At 66.5% G+C, this 18,502-nt stretch carries 13 protein-coding genes; 6 read left to right on the plus strand and 7 right to left on the minus strand.

All coding sequences use genetic code 11. The annotated features are described in order from the left end of the window. The first annotated feature begins 124 nt into the window (after positions 1-124). Positions 125-856: a methyltransferase domain-containing protein gene (locus tag ACUDP5_RS11430; protein ID WP_263911979.1), complete on the plus strand. Its 732-nt coding sequence runs from the start codon at positions 125-127 to the stop codon at positions 854-856. Positions 857-968: 112 nt separating this feature from the next. On the opposite strand, the gene ACUDP5_RS11435 is transcribed toward ACUDP5_RS11430, so the two are convergent. The 4 genes from ACUDP5_RS11435 to ACUDP5_RS11450 form a co-directional block, all read right to left on the minus strand. Further along, positions 969-3,035, minus strand: a complete 2,067-nt coding sequence (locus ACUDP5_RS11435; RefSeq protein WP_445658803.1) for a M3 family metallopeptidase — start codon at positions 3,033-3,035, stop codon at positions 969-971. A 231-nt stretch (positions 3,036-3,266) separates the two neighbouring features. Next, positions 3,267-4,118: a bifunctional methylenetetrahydrofolate dehydrogenase/methenyltetrahydrofolate cyclohydrolase FolD gene (gene folD, locus ACUDP5_RS11440; RefSeq protein WP_445658804.1), complete on the minus strand. Its 852-nt coding sequence runs from the start codon at positions 4,116-4,118 to the stop codon at positions 3,267-3,269. 55 nt (positions 4,119-4,173) lie between these two features. Next, positions 4,174-4,800, minus strand: a complete 627-nt coding sequence (locus ACUDP5_RS11445) for a response regulator transcription factor (RefSeq protein ID WP_006219003.1) — start codon at positions 4,798-4,800, stop codon at positions 4,174-4,176. Then, a complete protein-coding gene (locus ACUDP5_RS11450) occupies positions 4,797-6,551 on the minus strand; it encodes a PAS domain-containing sensor histidine kinase (RefSeq protein ID WP_020927319.1) in 1,755 nt (584 codons plus the stop codon). The genes ACUDP5_RS11445 and ACUDP5_RS11450 overlap by 4 nt, the downstream gene beginning before the upstream one ends. A 437-nt stretch (positions 6,552-6,988) precedes the next feature. Between ACUDP5_RS11450 and aceE the strand changes: the two genes are divergently transcribed. The 5 genes from aceE to ACUDP5_RS11475 all read left to right on the plus strand — a co-directional run bounded on the left by aceE (position 6,989) and on the right by ACUDP5_RS11475 (position 15,217). Further along, positions 6,989-9,697, plus strand: coding sequence for a pyruvate dehydrogenase (acetyl-transferring), homodimeric type (gene aceE, locus ACUDP5_RS11455; RefSeq protein ID WP_445658805.1), 2,709 nt, complete (start codon positions 6,989-6,991; stop codon positions 9,695-9,697). A gap of 12 nt (positions 9,698-9,709) precedes the next feature. After that, complete coding sequence (gene aceF / locus ACUDP5_RS11460) at positions 9,710-11,380, plus strand: dihydrolipoyllysine-residue acetyltransferase (RefSeq protein WP_263911985.1); 1,671 nt, start codon at positions 9,710-9,712, stop codon at positions 11,378-11,380. Between the two features lie 12 nt (positions 11,381-11,392). Next, entirely contained in the window at positions 11,393-13,174 is a 1,782-nt protein-coding gene (gene lpdA / locus ACUDP5_RS11465) for a dihydrolipoyl dehydrogenase (protein ID WP_445658806.1), read from the plus strand. 185 nt (positions 13,175-13,359) lie between these two features. Continuing rightward, complete coding sequence (locus tag ACUDP5_RS11470) at positions 13,360-14,133, plus strand: SDR family oxidoreductase (protein WP_263911987.1); 774 nt, start codon at positions 13,360-13,362, stop codon at positions 14,131-14,133. Positions 14,134-14,308: 175 nt separating this feature from the next. After that, a complete protein-coding gene (locus ACUDP5_RS11475; RefSeq protein ID WP_263911988.1) occupies positions 14,309-15,217 on the plus strand; it encodes a LysR family transcriptional regulator in 909 nt (302 codons plus the stop codon). 151 nt (positions 15,218-15,368) lie between these two features. Here the strand turns inward: ACUDP5_RS11475 and ACUDP5_RS11480 are convergent, their stop codons facing one another. The 3 genes from ACUDP5_RS11480 to ACUDP5_RS11490 all read right to left on the minus strand — a co-directional run bounded on the left by ACUDP5_RS11480 (position 15,369) and on the right by ACUDP5_RS11490 (position 18,493). Next, complete coding sequence (locus ACUDP5_RS11480; protein WP_025138917.1) at positions 15,369-15,563, minus strand: putative motility protein; 195 nt, start codon at positions 15,561-15,563, stop codon at positions 15,369-15,371. A 109-nt stretch (positions 15,564-15,672) separates the two neighbouring features. After that, a complete protein-coding gene (locus ACUDP5_RS11485; RefSeq protein ID WP_445658807.1) occupies positions 15,673-16,536 on the minus strand; it encodes a hypothetical protein in 864 nt (287 codons plus the stop codon). Between the two features lie 274 nt (positions 16,537-16,810). Continuing rightward, positions 16,811-18,493 (minus strand): flagellin N-terminal helical domain-containing protein, encoded by a 1,683-nt coding sequence (locus tag ACUDP5_RS11490; RefSeq protein ID WP_445658808.1) that lies wholly within the window; start codon positions 18,491-18,493, stop codon positions 16,811-16,813. Positions 18,494-18,502: the final 9 nt, after the last annotated feature.

An 18,502-nucleotide genomic window follows, 5' to 3' on the forward strand; every position in this document is an offset into this window, starting at 1 on the left:
CGCAAAGGGCACTTGTGAAGCTTTGTCTGAATATTGTTGGCCTTCTGCCAAAACGGCCCCCGCGGGGCGCGGCAGGGCATACATTCAGGGCCTTGTCAGTAACCGAACCAGCGAGGCGTCATCCATGAATACCGCGGCCAACCATGCGCTGGGCTATCCCTATTTTCCGTATTACCCGGTAGTGCTGGACATCCTGCGCAGCCTGCGGGCCGACAGCGTGCTGGACGCGCCCTGTAGCCGTGGCTGGCTGGGCGACATGGCGCGCCCGGCCACGGGCCGCGACGTCGAGGTGGACGGCATCGGCCCGGCCGCCTTGCCCGAATCGGCCAACGGCTACCGCCGGCTGACGGTGCACGACCTGGAATCGCCGCTGCCGGCGGGCGACCCCTACGACGCGGTGGTGTGCAGCGAAGCCCTGCACCTGGCGACCAATCCGGGCGTGCTGGTCCAAAGCTTCCATCAGGCGCTGCGCCCGGGCGGCACGCTGGTGCTGACCACGCCCAACGCCTGGCACGTGCGCGCGCGCCTGCAGGCGCTGGTGCGTGGCTTTCATGCCGACCCCTGGGCCCGCGCGGGGGCCGAGCGCAGCGCCGTGCTGCCCTGGGGCTTTGCCCAACTGCACCTGCTCCTGGCGCGCCATGGCTTTGCCGACATCACCCTGCACGGCGTGGCCGAAGCCGGGCAGCGGCGCTGGTTCGATCCGGTGCTGGCGTGGCCGGCCCGGCGCTATTGCGCGGCCCGAGCCCGGCGCGCCGAGGACGAGGCCGGTCGCCACTTCTGGCGGCAGGCCGGGTCCGACCCGGCGATGCATGGGCGCTGGCTGGTGGTATCGGCACGGCGGCCGGGCGGGCAGTGACAGCGGTCACGCCCGCGCTCGGCCGGATGTGGCGGCGCGCGCCGCCAGCGGCCGGCCGCCAGCGAAAAACGGCCCGCACAGGGCGGGCCGCTGGCAGGCAGGCGCTTGGGCGTCAGGCCGGTTGCATGCCGCTGTGACGCAGCAGCGCATCGATGCGCGGCGCGCGGCCACGGAACGCGGCGAACGATTCGGCGGCCGGGCGCGAGCCGCCCACGGCCAGCACTTCGCGGCGGAAGCGCGCGCCCGTGGCCGGGTCCAGCGTGCCCAGGGCATTGCCGGCTTGTTTGGCGGCGGCTTCCTCGAAGGCCTCGTAGGCGTCGGCGGACAGCACCTCGGCCCACTTGTAGCTGTAGTAGCCCGCGCCATAGCCGCCGGCGAACAGGTGCGAGAAGGCGTGCGGCAGTCGGTGCCAGGCCGGCGGGAACAGCACCGCGACCTCGCTGCGCACCTGCTGCAGCAGGGCCAGCACTTCGTCGATGGATGCGCCCTTGGCGCGGTCGTGCATCAGCATGTCGAACAGGGCGAATTCGATCTGGCGCACGGTCTGCATGCCGCTCTGGTAGTTGCGGGCGGCGACCAGGCGGTCGTAGAGCGCGCGCGGCAGCGGCTCGCCGGTCTCGACGTGGGCCGACAGCTTTTGCACCACGGCCCATTCCCAGCAGAAGTTCTCCATGAACTGCGAGGGCAGCTCGATGGCGTCCCATTCGACGCTGGCGAAGGCCGCGGCGCCAGGCTCGTCGACTTCGGACAGGAGGGCGTGCAGGGCGTGGCCGGTTTCGTGGAACAGGGTGATGACATCATCGTGCGTCAGCACGGCGGCGCGCTCGCCATTGGGGCGCGAGAAATTGCAGGTCAGGTAGGCGATGGGTGTCTGCACGCGGCCGGCCACGACGCGGCGGGTGCGCTCGCTGTCGACCCAGGCGCCGCTTTGCTTGCCCGAACGCGCGTACAGGTCAAGGTACAGGTAGCCGATCAGGTCGCCCTTGGGGCTTTCGACCCGCACGCCGCGCACGTCCGCATGCCAGGACGACACCGGGGTTTCGGCCAGGCGCACGTCGAACAGCGTTTCGATGACCTCGAACAGGCCGGCCAGCACGCGCGGCTCGGTGAAGTACTGCTTGACCTCGTCTTCCGAGTACGCGTAGCGCGATTCGCGCAGCCGTTCGGACGCATAGGCCACGTCCCACGGTTGCAGTTCGGCCAGGCCGAGTTCGGCGGCGGCGTAGGCTTTCAGTTCGGCCAGGTCGCGTTCGGCATAGGGCTTGGCGCGGGCGGCCAGGTCACGCAGGAAACCGGTGACTTCGGCGGCGTCGCGCGCCATGCGCGTCTGCAGGCGCAGCGCGGCGAACGTGCCCAGGCCCAAGAGCTTGGATTCTTCGGCGCGCAGCGACAGCAGTTCTTCGATCAGGGGGGAATTGTCGAACTGGGCATCGCCCTGTTCGGACGCCACCGTGCCGTAGCCGCGGTACAGCGCTTCGCGCAGCGAGCGGTCCTGGGCGTATTGCATCACCGGCAGGTAGCAGGGCATCTTCAGCGTCAGCTTCCAGCCGGCCTTGCCGTCTTCGTCGGCGGCGGCGCGGGCCGCGGCCAGCACGTCGGCCGGAATGCCCTGCAGGCGGGATTCGTCTTCGACCACCAGCGACCAGGCGTCGATGGCGTCCAGCACGTTTTCAGAGAATTTCTGCGAGGCCTGGGCCTCGCGGTCGGAAATCGCGGCGTAGCGTTCGCGGTCGGCACCGCGCAGCTCGACACCGCTCAGGCGGAAGTCGCGCAGGGCCATTTCCACGATGCGGCGGCGCACCGGCGTCCACGATGCGAAATCGGGCGCGGCGGCCAGGCGCTGGTATTGCTGGTACAGGCCTTCGTGCAGGCCGACCCAGGTGGAAAACTCCGTCACCAGCGGCAGGGCGGCGTTGTAGGCCTCGCGCAGTTCGGGCGTGTTGACCACGGCGTTCAGGTGGCCGGCCACCGACCAGGCGCGCCACAAGCGTTCGGATGCCGTGTCCAGCGGCTCGACCACCGCTTCCCAGGTGGGCGCCAGCGTGGGGTCGGCGGCGCGGTCCACGGCCTGGCGGGCAATGCCCAGCAGTTCTTCGATGGCCGGCACCACGTGGGCGGGCTTGACCGCCTGGTAATCGACCAGTTCGGAGACGGGGGCGAGCAGGGGATTCTGGGTCATGGCGTTACCAATTGCGTAAGAGGGGGGCGGGCAGCACGCGAGCGCACCGGCAAACATAAGGATCAGGTTGGGGCGGCGCGCCGAAAAGCAAGGGCGTCGCTTGCCGCGGGCGCGCGGGCCGGGCAGGGTGGCCTTTCCCGCGCCCAGAAACGATTGTGGGTTTGCCCCCCGTCCCTCGAAGGGGCGCGGGGCAAACCCACAGGGGCGTCGCCGCGGGGCGGACGGCCGGCTTCAGGCGGCAGCCCGTTCCGCCGCTTCGACGGTGTTGACCAGCAGCATGGCGATGGTCATGGGGCCCACGCCGCCCGGCACGGGCGTGATGGCGCCGGCGACCTGGCTGGCGGACGCGAAGTCCACGTCGCCGCACAGCTTGCCGTCGGCGCCGCGGTTGATGCCGACGTCGATGACGACGGCGCCGGGCTTGATCATCGAACCGTCGATCATGCCGGGCTTGCCGGTAGCGACCACCAGGACGTCGGCGCGGCGGGTCTGGGCCGCCAGGTCGCGCGTCTTGGAATTGCAGATCGTGATGGTGGCGCCGGCGGCCAGCAGCAGCATGGCCATGGGCTTGCCCACGATGTTGCTGGCGCCCACGATGACGGCTTCGGCGCCGCGCAGGGCCACGCCTTCGGATTCCAGCATCTTCATCACGCCGTAGGGCGTGCAGGGGCGAAACAGCGGCTGGCCGGTCATGAGCAGGCCGGCGTTGCTGATGTGAAAGCCGTCCACGTCCTTTTCGGCCGCGATGGCTTCGATGACCTTGTGCGAATCCATGTGCTTGGGCAGCGGCAACTGCACCAGGATGCCGTGGATGGACGGATCACGGTTCAGCTGGTCGATGCGGGCCAGCAGGTCGGCCTCGGTCATGTCGGCGGGGTACTGCTCTTTCACGGAGTGCAGCCCGGCCTTTTCGCAGGCCGCGACCTTGTTGCGGACATACACTTGCGACGCCGGGTCTTCGCCGACCAGCACCACGGCCAGGCCGGGGCGCGTGCCCTTGGCGGCCAGGGCGGCGACGCGTTGGGCGACTTCTTCGCGAATGCGCTGCGACAGGGCAGCGCCGTCGATAATCCTGGCGGTCATTCGGCAGCCTCCGCGCGGAGCGCTACGGTATTCGCCTTGGGAACGGCCCGGCGGCTCATGCGTGCGCCTCCGGTTTGGCCAAAGCCACTTTCATCAAATCAGCAACGGTGGTCACTTCAAGTTTTTCCATGATGTTGGCGCGGTGCGCCTCGACGGTCTTGATGCTGATGCCCAGGTCGTCGGCGATCTGCTTGTTCAAGCGGCCGGCGACGATGCGCTCCAGCACCTGCTGCTCGCGCGCGGTCAGGCGCGCCAGCATGGCTTCGTGGTCCTTCTGGGCCTGGTGCTTGCTCACGCGCTGCGTGGCCTGCTCAAGCATGCGCGCCACGATTTCGCGCAGGTCGGATTCGTTGAACGGCTTTTCGAGGAAGTCGACGGCGCCTTTCTTCATGGTCGACACGGCCATGGGCACGTCGCCGTGGCCGGTGATGAAGACGATGGGCAGCGGGGCGTTGCGGGCGATGAGCTGCTCTTGCAGTTCCAGGCCGCTCATGCCGGGCATGCGCACGTCGGCGATCAGCACCCCGATCTGGCTGGCGTCGTAGTCTTCCAGGAAGGATTCGCCGCTGGCGTACGCGCGGACGCGATAGCCGTTGGCTTCCAGCAGCCAGCGCAGCGAATCGCGGACCGCTTCGTCGTCATCAACAATGAATACCGTGCTCGACAGGTGGGGCGTGTTCATGCGTGCAACTCCTCGGACTGATCATTCTGAGCCTGCGTCTGAGACGCAGCGCAGGGCAGGGTAAAGCGGAAAATAGTACCGCCGGCGGGATTGGGGTCCGCCCAAAGGCGGCCGTGGTGCGATTCGATAATGGTACGGCAGATATTCAGTCCCATGCCCAGGCCCTGGGTCTTGGTGCTGAAGAAGGGTTCGAACAGGCGTTCCGGCTCGGCCAGGCCGTGGCCGCGGTCGACCACCGCCACTTCGATGTGCTGCTCGTGCAGGATGACCGCCACCTTGAGCTCGTCGGACTCGCTCTTTTCCATGGCTTCCAGGCCATTCTTGAGCAGGTTCAGCAGCACCTGCTCGATCAGGATGGGGTCGGCCAGCACGTCGGGCGCGTTGGACGGCACGAAGCTGTCGATGCGGATGCGGCGCTTGCGGGCGTCGATTTCGGCAAAGCCGATGGCGTTGTCGACGATGCGGCCGATGGCCACGCGCTGGCGGCGCGGTTCGCTGCGCTTCACGAATTCGCGGATGCGGCTGATGATCTTGCCGGCCCGCTCGGCCTGCGAGGCCGCCTTTTCCAGGGCGGGCAACAGCATGTTGGGGCTGGTGTGGCCGGCCTTGACCAGGGCCACGGCGCCCATGCTGTAGTTGGCGATGGCGGTCAGCGGCTGGTTCAGTTCGTGCGCCAGCGACGAGGCCATTTCGCCCATGGTGGTCAGGCGGCTGGTCAGCTGGATCTTTTCCTGCTGCACGCGCGAGGCTTCTTCGTGGGTGCGGCGTTCGGTGATGTCGCGCGCCACCTGCATGCGCACGCGGCGCCCGTCGGTCCAGGCCAGCATGCGGTGGTGCACTTCGAACCAGCGCTGCACCGATGGCGCGAACACCTCGACGGATTCGTCGGTGAAGCGGCCGCGGCGGCCGGCCAGCAGTTCGTCGTGGCCGCCCGTCTGGGCGCCGAACACGCGGCGGTAGGTACGGTTGGCGAACAGCAGTTCCAGGCCGTCGTGGGTGTCGGCCGTGACCGAGATGGCGTCGTCCAGGCCTTCCAGCACCGTCATGAAGCGTTCGTGCGCGGCCGTCAGGGCTTCGCGGATGCGCTTGGGTTCGGTGATGTCGGTCATGGACGTCATCCAGCCGATCTGGTTGCCGTTGGGGTCCAGCAGGGGCGACACGTACATGCGCGCCGTGAAGCGCGAGCCGTCGCGCCGCTGGGCCTCGACTTCCAGGCCGCTGCTGGGCGTCTTGCCCGACATCAGCACGTCCAGCGTGTGCTGGTGCTGCTCGTGGCGGCCGGGCACCCAATACGGGAAGGGCGGGCTGCGGCCGATCAGGTCGGCTTCGTTCCAGCCGATCATGCGGCAGAAAGCCGGGTTGACGTAGGCGATGCGGCCTTCCATATCCAGCACCCGCATGCCGGTGGACATGGAGTTTTCCATGGCGCGGCGAAAACCCGTTTCGGCGATGAGCGCGGCCTCGGCCGCCGAGCGGAACCGGGTATAGCGCCACAGCATCAACAGGCTGATGACGATCACGCAGGACAGCGCCAGCACCACCCAGATCAGGCGTTGCTGCCGCATTTCCTGGTCGATGGTGACAAACATGACGCTGTCGTCATGGATGCGCTGCAACCAGAAGAACACCCCCATCACACAGATATAGAGGATCAGCACCATCGCGGGCGTGACCCAGTACACCCCGCGTCGGCGCGTGCGGGCGTGGTCGTGGAACGGCGTGGGTATATTGGACTTGGGCGCGCTGGACATGTAATTCGGGCCGGATAGGGCGGGCATTTTTCATTGCCGAGCCGCCTCAAGATGAAAACGACCCCGCGGGGGCAGCAAGCCGAAGGCGCGGCGTGGGGGGCATTTTAATGCGTGTTGATACGGAATTGCCGGGAATCAAGCCCGCTATAAGGGGGATGGGCTAAAAAAGTGGCGCTCATCCTTTTCAGCTTGCATTCATATTTTCGCATTATGAAATGCCGTACCGCAACATGAAATTTTGCTTGCGACCGGTTAATCTTCTTTCTTAGAATGCCGGCTGATAGAGAGACACCGCTCAGCGAGTCGCCGGTCTCTAGCACAACACCCCGACCCATGCATGGCAGGGTAGCCCGGATGATCCCGGCTACCATGGCGTGTCCGCGAGTAGATCAAATAAGCGGGTGTGGTCACGAACGAACCCCAACAGGAGACACACGATGTCCTCTTTCGCCCAGGCTGGCGCCGTGCAGGCTGCCAACGACGAAGACACCCTAGAAACCCAGGAGTGGCTCGAAGCCCTGGCGGCAGTCCTTGATCGCGAAGGGCCGCAGCGCGCACATTACCTGCTGGAACGCCTGATCGACGAAGCCCGTCGCTCTGGCGCCCACATCCCGTTCTCGCCGAATACCGCTTACGTCAACACGATTCCCCCGGGCCTGGAGCCCGCGCATCCGGGCAACCTGGAACTGGAATCGCGCATTCGCTCGTACGTGCGCTGGAACGCCATGGCCATGGTGGTCAAGGCCAACAAGCACAACCCGCCGGACGGCGGCGACCTGGGCGGCCACATCGCGTCCTTCGCCTCGCTGGCCACCATGATCGGCTGCGGCCAGAACCACTTCTGGCATGCCGAAGACGACACGCACGGCGGCGACCTGGTCTACTTCCAGGGCCACACCTCGCCCGGCATGTACGGCCGCGCCTACCTCGAAGGCCGCCTCACCGAAGACCAGCTGAACCACTTCCGCCAGGAAGTGGACGGCAAGGGCCTGTCGTCGTACCCGCATCCGAAGCTGATGCCCGACTTCTGGCAGTTCCCCACGGTGTCGATGGGCCTGGGCCCGCTGATGGCCATCTACCAGGCCCGCTTCCTGAAGTACCTGCATGCCCGCGGCATCGCCGACACCAGCAAGCGCAAGGTCTGGGTGTTCTGCGGCGACGGCGAAATGGACGAACCCGAGTCGCTGGGCGCCATCGCCTTGGCGGCCCGCGAAAAGCTCGACAACCTGATCTTCGTCGTCAACTGCAACCTGCAGCGCCTGGACGGCCCGGTGCGCGGCAACGGCAAGATCATCCAGGAACTCGAAGGCGACTTCCGCGGTTCGGGCTGGAACGTCATCAAGCTGATCTGGGGCGGCTACTGGGACCCGCTGCTGGCGCACGACAAGGAAGGCATCCTGCGCAAGATCATGGAAGAGACCGTCGACGGCGAGTACCAGGCGTACAAGGCCAACGACGGCAAGTTCGTGCGCGAGCACTTCTTCGGCAAGCACCCCAAGCTGCTCGAAGCCGTGTCGCGCATGAGCGACGAAGACATCTGGCGCCTGAACCGCGGCGGCCATGATCCCCACAAGGTCTACGCCGCGTTCGACGCCGCGACCAGCCACACCGGCCAGCCGACCGTCATCCTGGCCAAGACCATCAAGGGCTACGGCATGGGCCACGTGGGCCAGGCCAAGAACCCGACCCACCAGCAAAAGAAGCTGGAACTGGACTCGATCCGCGAATTCCGCGACCGTTTCGGCATCCCCATCCCGGACGACCAGCTGGCCGATCTGCCGTACTTCAAGCCGGCCGAAGATTCGCCCGAAATGAAGTACCTGCACGAGCGCCGCGCCGCGCTGGGCGGCTACCTGCCGCGCCGCCGCGCCAAGGCCGACGAGCAACTGAAGGCGCCCGCCCTGGAAGCCTTCAAGGCCGTGCTGGAACCCACCGCCGAAGGCCGTGAGATCTCCACCACCCAAGCCTTCGTGCGCATCCTGAACCAGGTGCTGCGCGACAAGGAACTGGGTCCGCGCGTCGTGCCGATCCTGGCCGACGAATCGCGTACCTTCGGCATGGAAGGCCTGTTCCGCCAGATCGGCATCTATGCGCCGGAAGGCCAGAAGTACACCCCGGTCGACAAGGACCAGGTCATGTACTACAAGGAAGCGGCCGACGGCCAGCTTCTGCAGGAAGGCATCAACGAAGCGGGCGCGATGAGCTCCTGGATTGCGGCGGCCACGTCGTACTCCTCGAACAACCGCATCATGATCCCGTTCTTCATCTACTACTCGATGTTCGGGTTCCAGCGCATCGGCGACCTGGCCTGGGCCGCCGGCGACATGCAGGCGCGCGGCTTCCTCCTGGGCGGCACCGCGGGCCGCACCACGCTGAACGGCGAAGGCCTGCAGCACGAAGACGGCCACAGCCATATCCTGGCCTCGACCATCCCCAACTGCGTCTCGTACGACCCGACGTTCGGCCATGAACTGGCCGTGATCATCCAGCATGGCTTGAAGCGCATGGTGGAAGACCAGGAAAACGTCTACTACTACCTGACGGTGATGAACGAAAACTACCCGCAGCCCGGTCTGACCCAGGGCGACGAGGAAGGCATCATCAAGGGCATGTACAAGCTCAAGTCGCACGGCAAGGGCAAGAACCGCGTGCAGCTGATGGGTTCGGGCACGATCCTGCGCGAAGTCATGGCCGCGCAAGAGCTGCTGGAAGCCGATTGGGGCGTGGCATCCGACCTCTGGAGCGTCACCAGCTTCACCGAGCTGCGCCGCAACGGCCTGGACGCCGAGCGCCACAACATGCTGCACCCCGACGAGAAGAAGCCCCAGGTGGCCTACGTCACCGAGCAGCTGGCCAAGACGGAAGGCCCGATCATCGCGTCGACCGACTACATGAAGCTGTTCGCCGACCAGATCCGCCCGTTCGTGCCCAAGGGCCGCGAATACAAGGTGCTGGGCACCGACGGTTTCGGCCGTTCGGATTTCCGTGCCAAGCTGCGTGAGCACTTCGAAGTGGATCGCCACTTCGTCGTGGTCGCCGCGCTGCGCGCGCTGGCCGACGAAGGCCGCGTGCCGGTTGCCAAGGTGGCCGAAGCCATCAAGAAGTACGGCATCAATCCGAACAAAGCCAACCCGCAATACGCCTGAGGGTAAAGAGACATGAGCAACGTCGTGCAAATCAAGGTTCCCGACATCGGCGACTTCAAGGAAGTGGAAGTCATTGAAGTGCTGGTGGCGGTGGGCGACACGATCAAGGCCGAGCAGAGCCTGATTACCGTCGAGTCCGACAAGGCCTCGATGGAAATCCCCGCCTCGCAGGGCGGGGTGGTGAAGTCGATCGCCGTGAAGGTCGGCGACAAGGTCGCCGAAGGCGCCGTGGTGCTCGAAGTGGAAGCGTCGGACGCTGCCGCACCGGCCGCCAAGGAAGACGCCCCCAAGGCCGAAGCCAAGGAAGCGCCCAGGCAGGCTGCCGCCGCCGCGCCCGCCGCCAAGGCGGAAGCGGCCGCGCCGGCCGCCGCCAGCGGCCCGGTCGAGATCGAAGTGCCGGACATCGGCGACTTCAAGGAAGTGGAAGTCATCGAAGTCATGGTCGCCGTCGGCGACACCATCAAGGCCGAGCAAAGCCTCATCACCGTCGAGTCCGACAAGGCCTCGATGGAAATCCCCGCCTCGCAAGGCGGCGTGGTCAAGGAAGTGAAGGTCAAGGTCGGCGACAAGGTCGCCAAGGGCTCGATCGTGGTCGTGGTGGAAGGCAGCGCGCCTGCCGCCGCTGCACCAGCCACCGCTTCTGCCACCAAGACCGAAGCCGCCGCTGCGCCGAAGGCCGAAGCCAAGTCGGAAGCCGCCCCGGCCGCGCCCGCCTCGCGCCCGGCCCCGGCCGCCGCGCTGGAAGACGCCAACCTCAAGCCCGGCCAGCTGCCGCACGCATCGCCGTCGGTGCGCAAGTTCGCCCGCGAACTGGGGGTGAACCTCAGCAAGGTGAAGGGTTCCGGTCCGAAAGACCGCATCACCGCCGAGGACGTGCGCGCCTTCGTCAAGCAGGCCCTGTCGTCTTCGGCCGCGCCTGCCGCCGCCGGCGGTTCGGCCGACGGCGCCGCGCTGGGCCTGTTGCCGTGGCCCAAGGTCGACTTCACCAAGTTCGGTCCGGTCGAAGCCAAGCCCCTGTCGCGCATCAAGAAGATTTCCGGCGCGAACCTGCACCGCAACTGGGTCATGATCCCGCACGTCACCAACAATGACGAAGCCGACATCACCGACCTGGAAGCGCTGCGCGTCACGCTGAACAAGGAAAACGAGAAGTCGGGCATCAAGGTCACGATGCTGGCCTTCCTGATCAAGGCCGTGGTTGCCGCCCTGAAGAAATTCCCCGAGTTCAACGCCTCGCTGGATGGCGACAACCTGGTGCTCAAGCAGTACTACCACATCGGTTTCGCCGCCGACACGCCCAACGGGCTGGTGGTGCCGGTGATCCGCGATGCCGACAAGAAGGGCATTTTGCAGATCGCCCAGGAAATGACCGACCTGTCCAAGAAAGCGCGCGACGGCAAGATCTCGCCCGCCGACATGCAGGGCGGCTGCTTCTCGATCTCGTCGCTGGGCGGCATTGGCGGCACGTCGTTCACGCCGATCATCAACGCGCCCGAAGTGGCCATCCTGGGCGTGTCGCGTTCGTCGCACAAGCCGGTCTGGGACGGCAAGCAGTTCGTGCCGCGCCTGATCGTGCCGCTGTCGCTGTCGTACGACCACCGCGTCATCGACGGCGCCGCCGCTGCCCGCTTCAACGCCTATCTGGGCGCCTTGCTGGCCGACTTCCGCCGCATCGCGCTGTAAACGGGGAGCCCTATGAGCAATACCGTTCAAATCAAAGTGCCGGACATCGGTGACTTCAAAGAAGTCGAAGTCATCGAAGTGCTGGTCGCCGTGGGCGATACGATCAAGGCCGAGCAAAGCCTGATCACCGTCGAATCCGACAAGGCCTCGATGGAAATCCCGGCCTCGCAGGGTGGCGTGGTCAAGTCGATCGCCGTGAAGGTGGGCGACAAGGTCGCCGAGGGCGCCGTGGTGCTCGAGGTCGAAGCCTCGGACGCCGCCGCCGCGCCGGCCGCCAAGGCCGACGCGACCAAGGCAGAAGCCCCGAAGGCCGACGCGAAAGCCGAGGCCCCCAAGGCTGCCGCACCGGCTCCCGCTGCCGCCAGCTTCAAGGGTTCGGCCGATTCCGAATGCGACGTGCTGGTGCTGGGCGCCGGCCCCGGCGGCTATTCGGCCGCCTTCCGCGCCGCCGACCTGGGCCTGTCCGTGGTGCTGGTCGAGCGCTATTCGACGCTGGGCGGCGTGTGCCTGAACGTGGGCTGCATTCCGTCCAAGGCGCTGCTGCACAACGCCGCCATCATCGACGAAGCGCGCGAGCTGGCGGCCCACGGCATCAGCTTCGGCGAGCCCAAGATCGACCTGGACAAGCTGCGCGGCTACAAGGACAGCGTGGTCGCCAAGCTGACCGGCGGCCTGGCTGGCATGGCCAAGGCCCGCAAGGTCACCGTGGTGACGGGCGTGGGCGAATTTGCCGACGCCAACCACCTGGCGGTCAAGGGCGCCGACGGCAAGTCGCAGACCATCCGCTTCAAGCAGGCCATCATCGCCGCTGGCAGCCAGTCGGTGAAGCTGCCGTTCCTGCCCGACGACGAGCGCATCGTCGATTCCACCGGCGCCTTGCTGCTGCGCGAAATCCCCAAGAAGATGCTGATCATCGGTGGCGGCATCATCGGCCTGGAAATGGGCACGGTGTATTCCACGCTGGGCGCGCGCCTGGACGTCGTGGAAATGCTGGACGGCCTGATGCAGGGCGCCGACCGCGACCTGGTCAAGGTCTGGCAGAAAAAGAACGTCGGCCGTTTCGACAACATCATGCTCAAGACCAAGACGGTCGGCGCAGAGGCCAAAAAAGACGGCATCTACGTCACCTTCGAAGGCGAGGGCGCGCCGAAAGAGCCGCAGCGCTACGACCTGGTGCTGCAGGCCGTGGGCCGCAGCCCCAACGGCAAGAAGATCGGCGCCGACAAGGCGGGCATCGCGGTGACCGACCGCGGCTTCATCGAAGTCGACCGCCAGATGCGCACCAACGTGCCGCACATCTTCGCCATCGGCGACATCGTCGGCCAGCCCATGCTGGCGCACAAGGCTGTGCATGAAGGCCACGTGGCGGCCGAAGCCGCCGCCGGCCAGAAGTCGTTCTTCGACGCCCGCGTGATTCCGTCGGTGGCCTACACCGATCCGGAAGTGGCGTGGGTCGGCCTGACCGAAGACGAAGCCAAGAAGCAGGGCATCAAGATCGAGAAGGGCGTGTTCCCGTGGGCCGCCTCGGGCCGCGCCATTGCCAACGGCCGCGACGAAGGCTTCACCAAGCTGCTGTTCGACGCCGAGTCGCATCGCATCCTGGGCGGCGGCATCGTGGGTACCCACGCCGGCGACCTGATCAGCGAAGTGGCGCTGGCCGTGGAAATGGGCGCCGACGTCATCGACATCGCCAAGACCATCCACCCGCACCCGACCCTGGGTGAATCGGTGGGCATGGCGGCCGAAGTGGCCGAAGGCGTCTGCACCGACCTGCCTCCCATGAAGAAGAAGTAAGCCGCGGCGTGTGCCGGACTCCGGTCCGGCTTGGCCAAGGCCACGCAGCCCGATGGGGATCTTCCCCCGTCGGGCTGTTTTCATTGGGACGTTTTTCTGGATAATCCATCCCGCCGCAGCGGGCTGATTCCGGCGGGGCAGCTGCCTAGAATCGAATCTCCCCTTACCGATGCAGGAGAGTTTCCATGGCAGACCATTCCATCAAAGGCAAAGTCGCGCTGATCGCCGGCGGCGCCAAGAACCTGGGCGGTCTGATCGCCCGCGACCTGGCTACGCAAGGCGCCCGCGCCGTCGTCATCCACTACAACAGCGCCGCGTCCAAGCCGGACGCCGACGCCACGGTGGCCGCCATCGAGGCCGCCGGGGCCAAGGCGGTGGCGTTGCAGGCCGACCTGAGCACGGCGGGCGCCGTCGAAAAGCTGTTTGCCGATGCCGTGGCCGCGGTGGGCCGCCCCGACATCGCCATCAACACGGTCGGCAAGGTGCTCAAGAAGCCGCTGGCCGAGATCAGCGAAGCCGAGTACGACGAGATGGCCGCCGTCAACGCCAAGTCGGCGTTCTTCTTCCTGAAAGAGGCGGGCCGTCATGTGAATGACAACGGCAAGGTCTGCACCCTGGTGACCTCCCTGCTGGGCGCCTTCACCCCGTTCTACGCGGCTTATGCCGGCAGCAAGGCGCCGGTCGAGCATTACACCCGCGCCGCCGCCAAAGAGTTCGGCGCCCGCGGCATCTCGGTGACGGCGGTGGGCCCGGGCCCGATGGACACGCCATTCTTCTATCCGGCAGAAGGCGCCGATGCGGTGGCGTACCACAAGACCGCGGCCGCGCTGTCGCCGTTTTCCAAGACCGGCCTGACCGACATCGAAGACGTGGTGCCGTTCATCCGCCACCTGGTCAGCGACGGCTGGTGGATCACGGGGCAGACCATCCTGATCAACGGCGGCTACACCACGAAGTAGGCGATCGGCGGGCCTGCCGGGCCCACGGCTATCCCAAGGCGTCAGGCAGGCGGTCGGGATCGGCGGGCGGTCGCCCTGGCTGGCCGTGGTGGCCAAGGCGGGCGGTTGCGATGGCAGGCAGACCCGCTATGCTGGCACCGGCGGCACCGTGCCGCCACGCCACGCCGGGACAGGAATGGACAGATTCGAACAGTATCGCGTCTTCGCGCAGGTGGCCGAGATGGGCAGTTTCATCAAGGCCGCCAATGCGCTGGAGCTGCCGCGCGCCTCCGTATCGGCGGCCATCCAGCAACTGGAAACCCAGGTGGGCGTGCGGCTGCTGCACCGGACCACGCGCCAGGTGCGCCTGACCGCCGACGGCGCCCAGTTGCTGGAACGCCTGCGGCCGCTGCTGGCCGAGGTGGAAGAGATCGACCACCTGTTCCAGCAGAGCGCGCGCCAGGTGGCCGGACGCCTGAACGTGGACGTGCCCAGCCGCATCGCCCGGCGACTGGTGGCCCCGGCGCTGCCGGGGCTGCTGCGCCGCCATCCCCGCTTGCAGCTGGCGCTGGGGTCCAGCGACCGCGCCATCGACCTGATCCAGGAGGGCGTCGATTGTGCGGTGCGTATCGGCGCGCTGCATGACAGCAGCCTGGTGTCGCGGCCGCTGGGACAAATTGCGCTGATCAACTGCGCCAGCCCGGCCTACTTGCGCGACCAGGGCGTGCCGCGGGATCCGGCAGACCTGGCGGAGGGCCACTGGATGGTCGGCTATGCGTCGCCCACGACGGGCCGTGAACTGCCTTGGGACATCGCGGCCGGCGAGCGCGCCGCGCAGGCCATCGCGCTGCCCAGCCGCGTGGTGGTGAACAACGCCGAAAGCTATATCGCCTGCTGCCTGGCCGGCCTGGGGCTGATCCAGATTCCGCGCTTCGATGTGCAGCACCTGCTGGACGCGGGCGAGCTGGTCGAGGTCATGCCGACCCACCGCGCCCCGGCCATGCCGGTGACGCTGCTGTATCCGCACCGGCGGCAGCGGTCGCGCCGGCTGGCGGTATTTCTGGAATGGTTCGAGGAACTGATGTGCAAGCACCTGGACGCCTGAGGGCAGGCGGGGCGATGGCCGGGAGCGGGCGGGCGTTGTGACTTCGCCCCGGCTGTGACGCCGCCAGGTAATGTCCCCGGCCAAAGGGGCGCCACGCAGAGTGCGTGATGTGCCGCGGGCCGCCGCCGCGGGGCGGCTAGTGCCGCGAGGTTTACGCCTGAGTGTTGATGCGCGTGCCCAGCGTGCCGTCGATGGCCACCACCGGCAGCGATTGCATCAGCGTGGCGACGGTGTCGGCTTGCGCGTTGATGGCTTTCTTGGTGACGCGCGCCTGGATTTCCGCCATCAGTTGCGCATCGCGCATGGCCAGGCCGGTGTTGACGGTGTTGTTGACGGAAAGATCCATGGCGGGTGTCCTGGTGGCATGCATGCCGGGCGGGAGCCCGGAGAGTGGTTGAATTATCGCCCACTTGTCGTGGGCGGGGCAATGATCTGCCGCGTGATACGGCGTTGTTTTATTGCTGGGCGGGACATTCCTTGATGGCGCCCCAGCCTTGGTTCGGGCCGCAGTACTGCTTGCGTGCGGCCCAGGCGCAATCCGGACGCTCGAAAAAGCCCAGCGCCGCGCAGCGCCCCAATTCTGCCTTCAATGCGTCGACCCAGGCGTGCGGATTCTCGGCGGGGATTTCGGTGATGCGCAGCGTTGATTTCGGTGCGGCGGTGGAGGGGGCGGGTGGATTGGCCGCGGGGGTATCGGCTGCGGGCATACCGGCTGCGGGCATACCGGCAGCGGGTATACCGGCAGCGGGCGCGGCATTGCCGGATGGGGAGGGCTTGCCTGCGTCGGGTGCCGCGCCAGCATCGGAAGGAGCCGTTTCGCTCGAACCGCCGGCCGTCGCGGTCGAGCCGCCGGGCGAGGTGGCAGGGGATGCCGGGTTGGGGGCTTGCATCCCTGCACCGGGCGGTGGCGCCAGCGGCACGCGTACCGGCCCGGCGGCGTTGACGCCGGAGCGCGCGGCGTTGGGCGTGCTCCACGACACCACCAGCAATACCAAGGCGCCGTAGATGGCCAGCGTGTACAGGACCGTCAGGGTGGCGTAGCCCACCCGTTTGCCGGTCATGGGACGTGCATCTTCCCGACCCAGCAGATTGCGCCATCCAACCAGGGCGGCGCCGGGCGCGCTGATCAGCCACCAGCCCAGGCGCTTGGCCGGGTTGGGGCGGGGCAGCGACGCCTGCACCTGTGCGGCCAGCAACGCTCGCAGCGCGCGGTTCTCTTCGCGCAGGCGCACCGTCTGCGCATCCTCCGGCTCCGCGTCGTGGGGATCCGTAGTGCTGTCGTGCTGCGTAGCGAGTGGATCGGGAGGCGTGGTGGTCATGTTGCGAAAGATATGGATACAAAAAGCGTGCGACGGCAATTATGCGGGAAGTGCCAAGGCAGGCAAATCACGAATAGCTGGGAAAAAGGGGGGCTTGGCGTTGATTCGCCGGGAGGAAGCGGGCGCGCTGGCGAAGCACAGCGAGGGCCTCGCACAAAAAACAAGCCGGCTTGCGCCGGCTTGGGTTGCGACCAGGTGCGAAGGACCTGGTGCGAAGGCGGGTGGAGCAGGCCTTGCGGCCTGTCCGACCCCACCGTCGGACGTTGCGGCGTGATTAACGCAGCAGCGACAGAACGGTTTGCGGCACTTGGTTGGCTTGCGCCAGAACCGAGGTACCAGCCTGTTGCAGGATCTGAGCCTTCGACATGTTCGACACTTCCGTGGCGTAGTCCGCGTCTTGAATACGCGAGCGGGCCGACGACAGGTTGTTCACGATGTTGTTCAGGTTGGCAACGGTCGATTCCAGGCGGTTTTGCACAGCGCCCAGTTCGCCGGTCAGCTTGTCCAGCTTCGTGAAGGCAGCGTCCAGCGTCTTCAGCGGATCGACAGTCTTGTCGCCCTTGCTGGTCGTTTCGGTCGTCAGCTTGCCACCGCTGCTCACGTAGGCGGTCGAACCGACCTTCGGAGCGTAGTCGCCCGTGCCCGTGCCGCTCTTGACCGTGGCCTTGCCCGTGTTGGGGTCGACGGTGTAGACGGTGTCGAACGTGCCGCCAGCGATCTTGGTGAACGAGCCTGCGTCGTCAACGTACGTATCCGAGGACGTACCCGTCGCGAAGTTCAGCGTGGCGCTGGTGATGCCTTGGCCCAGAACGACGGTGCCGGCAGCGGCAGCCTTGAACTCGGCCAGGACAGCGTCCTTGCTCTTGGTGTCGGTGAAGGTCAGGTCGCCTGCGGTGGCGGCGCTATTGTAGGTCTTGCCGCCGATCGAGACGGAGGCTTCGCCAACGGTGCCCGATTTGCCAGCGGCCGTCAGGACGTTCGTCAGCGTAGCAGCCGCGGTGGTGCCGCCGCCGTTGTTGGTGGTCAGTTCGCCAGCAGCGGTCAGGAAGGCGTCCTTGCCGCCGATCGTTACCTTGCCCGTTGCATCCACTTCGAAGGTGGTCGTGGCTGCGCCCTTGTTCGAGAAAGTACCGGTCACCGTGCCCGACGCCGGGGTCAGCGAGGAAGCCAGCGCGCCGATGCCAGCGGCAGCGGTCTTGTTGGTGAACGTGAAGTTGCCGTTGGCTGCGTCGTACGTGTAGGAGTTGCCGCCGCCCACGTTGACTTGGTTGCCATTTTCCAGCTTGGCGAAGGCTTGATCAGCGCTGACCTTGGCGAACTTGGTCGTCACGGTCCAGTCGTTGGCAGTGGCGCCGGTGCCTGCGACACCGCCAGCAGCTTGCAGGTCGGACACGGTGGCGGTGCGGTTGTTCGTCACGCCCTTGCCGTTCACGTTGAAGCCGTCCAGACCCAGCGTCTTGACGCTGATTTCCGACAGGTTCAGGGTGATCGTTTCGCCGTCGTTGGCGCCGACTTGCAGCGTCAGCGGCTTGGCGTTGCCCGACAGAACCTTCACGCCGTTGAAGTCGGTTTGTTCGGAGATGCGGTTGATGTCGTCCAAGCGTTGCTTGATTTCATCTTGCATCGAGTTCAACTGCTCTTGCGAGTAGTTGCCGTTACCGGCTTGCACCGACAGTTCGCGAACGCGCTGCAGGTGGGTGTTGATTTCGGAGGCGGCGCCTTCCGTCGTCTGGGCCAGCGAGATGCCGTCGTTGGCGTTGCGGGCGGCTTGGGTCAGACCCTTGACGTTCGCGGTGAAGCGGTTGGCAATGGCCATACCGGCGGCGTCATCCTTGGCGCTGTTGATGCGCAGGCCGGACGACAGACGCTCGATGGCGGTACCCAGGGCGGATTGGGACTTGTTCAGGTTGTTCTGGGCAACCAGCGACAAGTAGTTGGTATTGATAACTGCAGCCATGTTTAAGCT

It is taken from the genome of Achromobacter sp. NCFB-sbj8-Ac1-l (assembly GCF_052695805.1).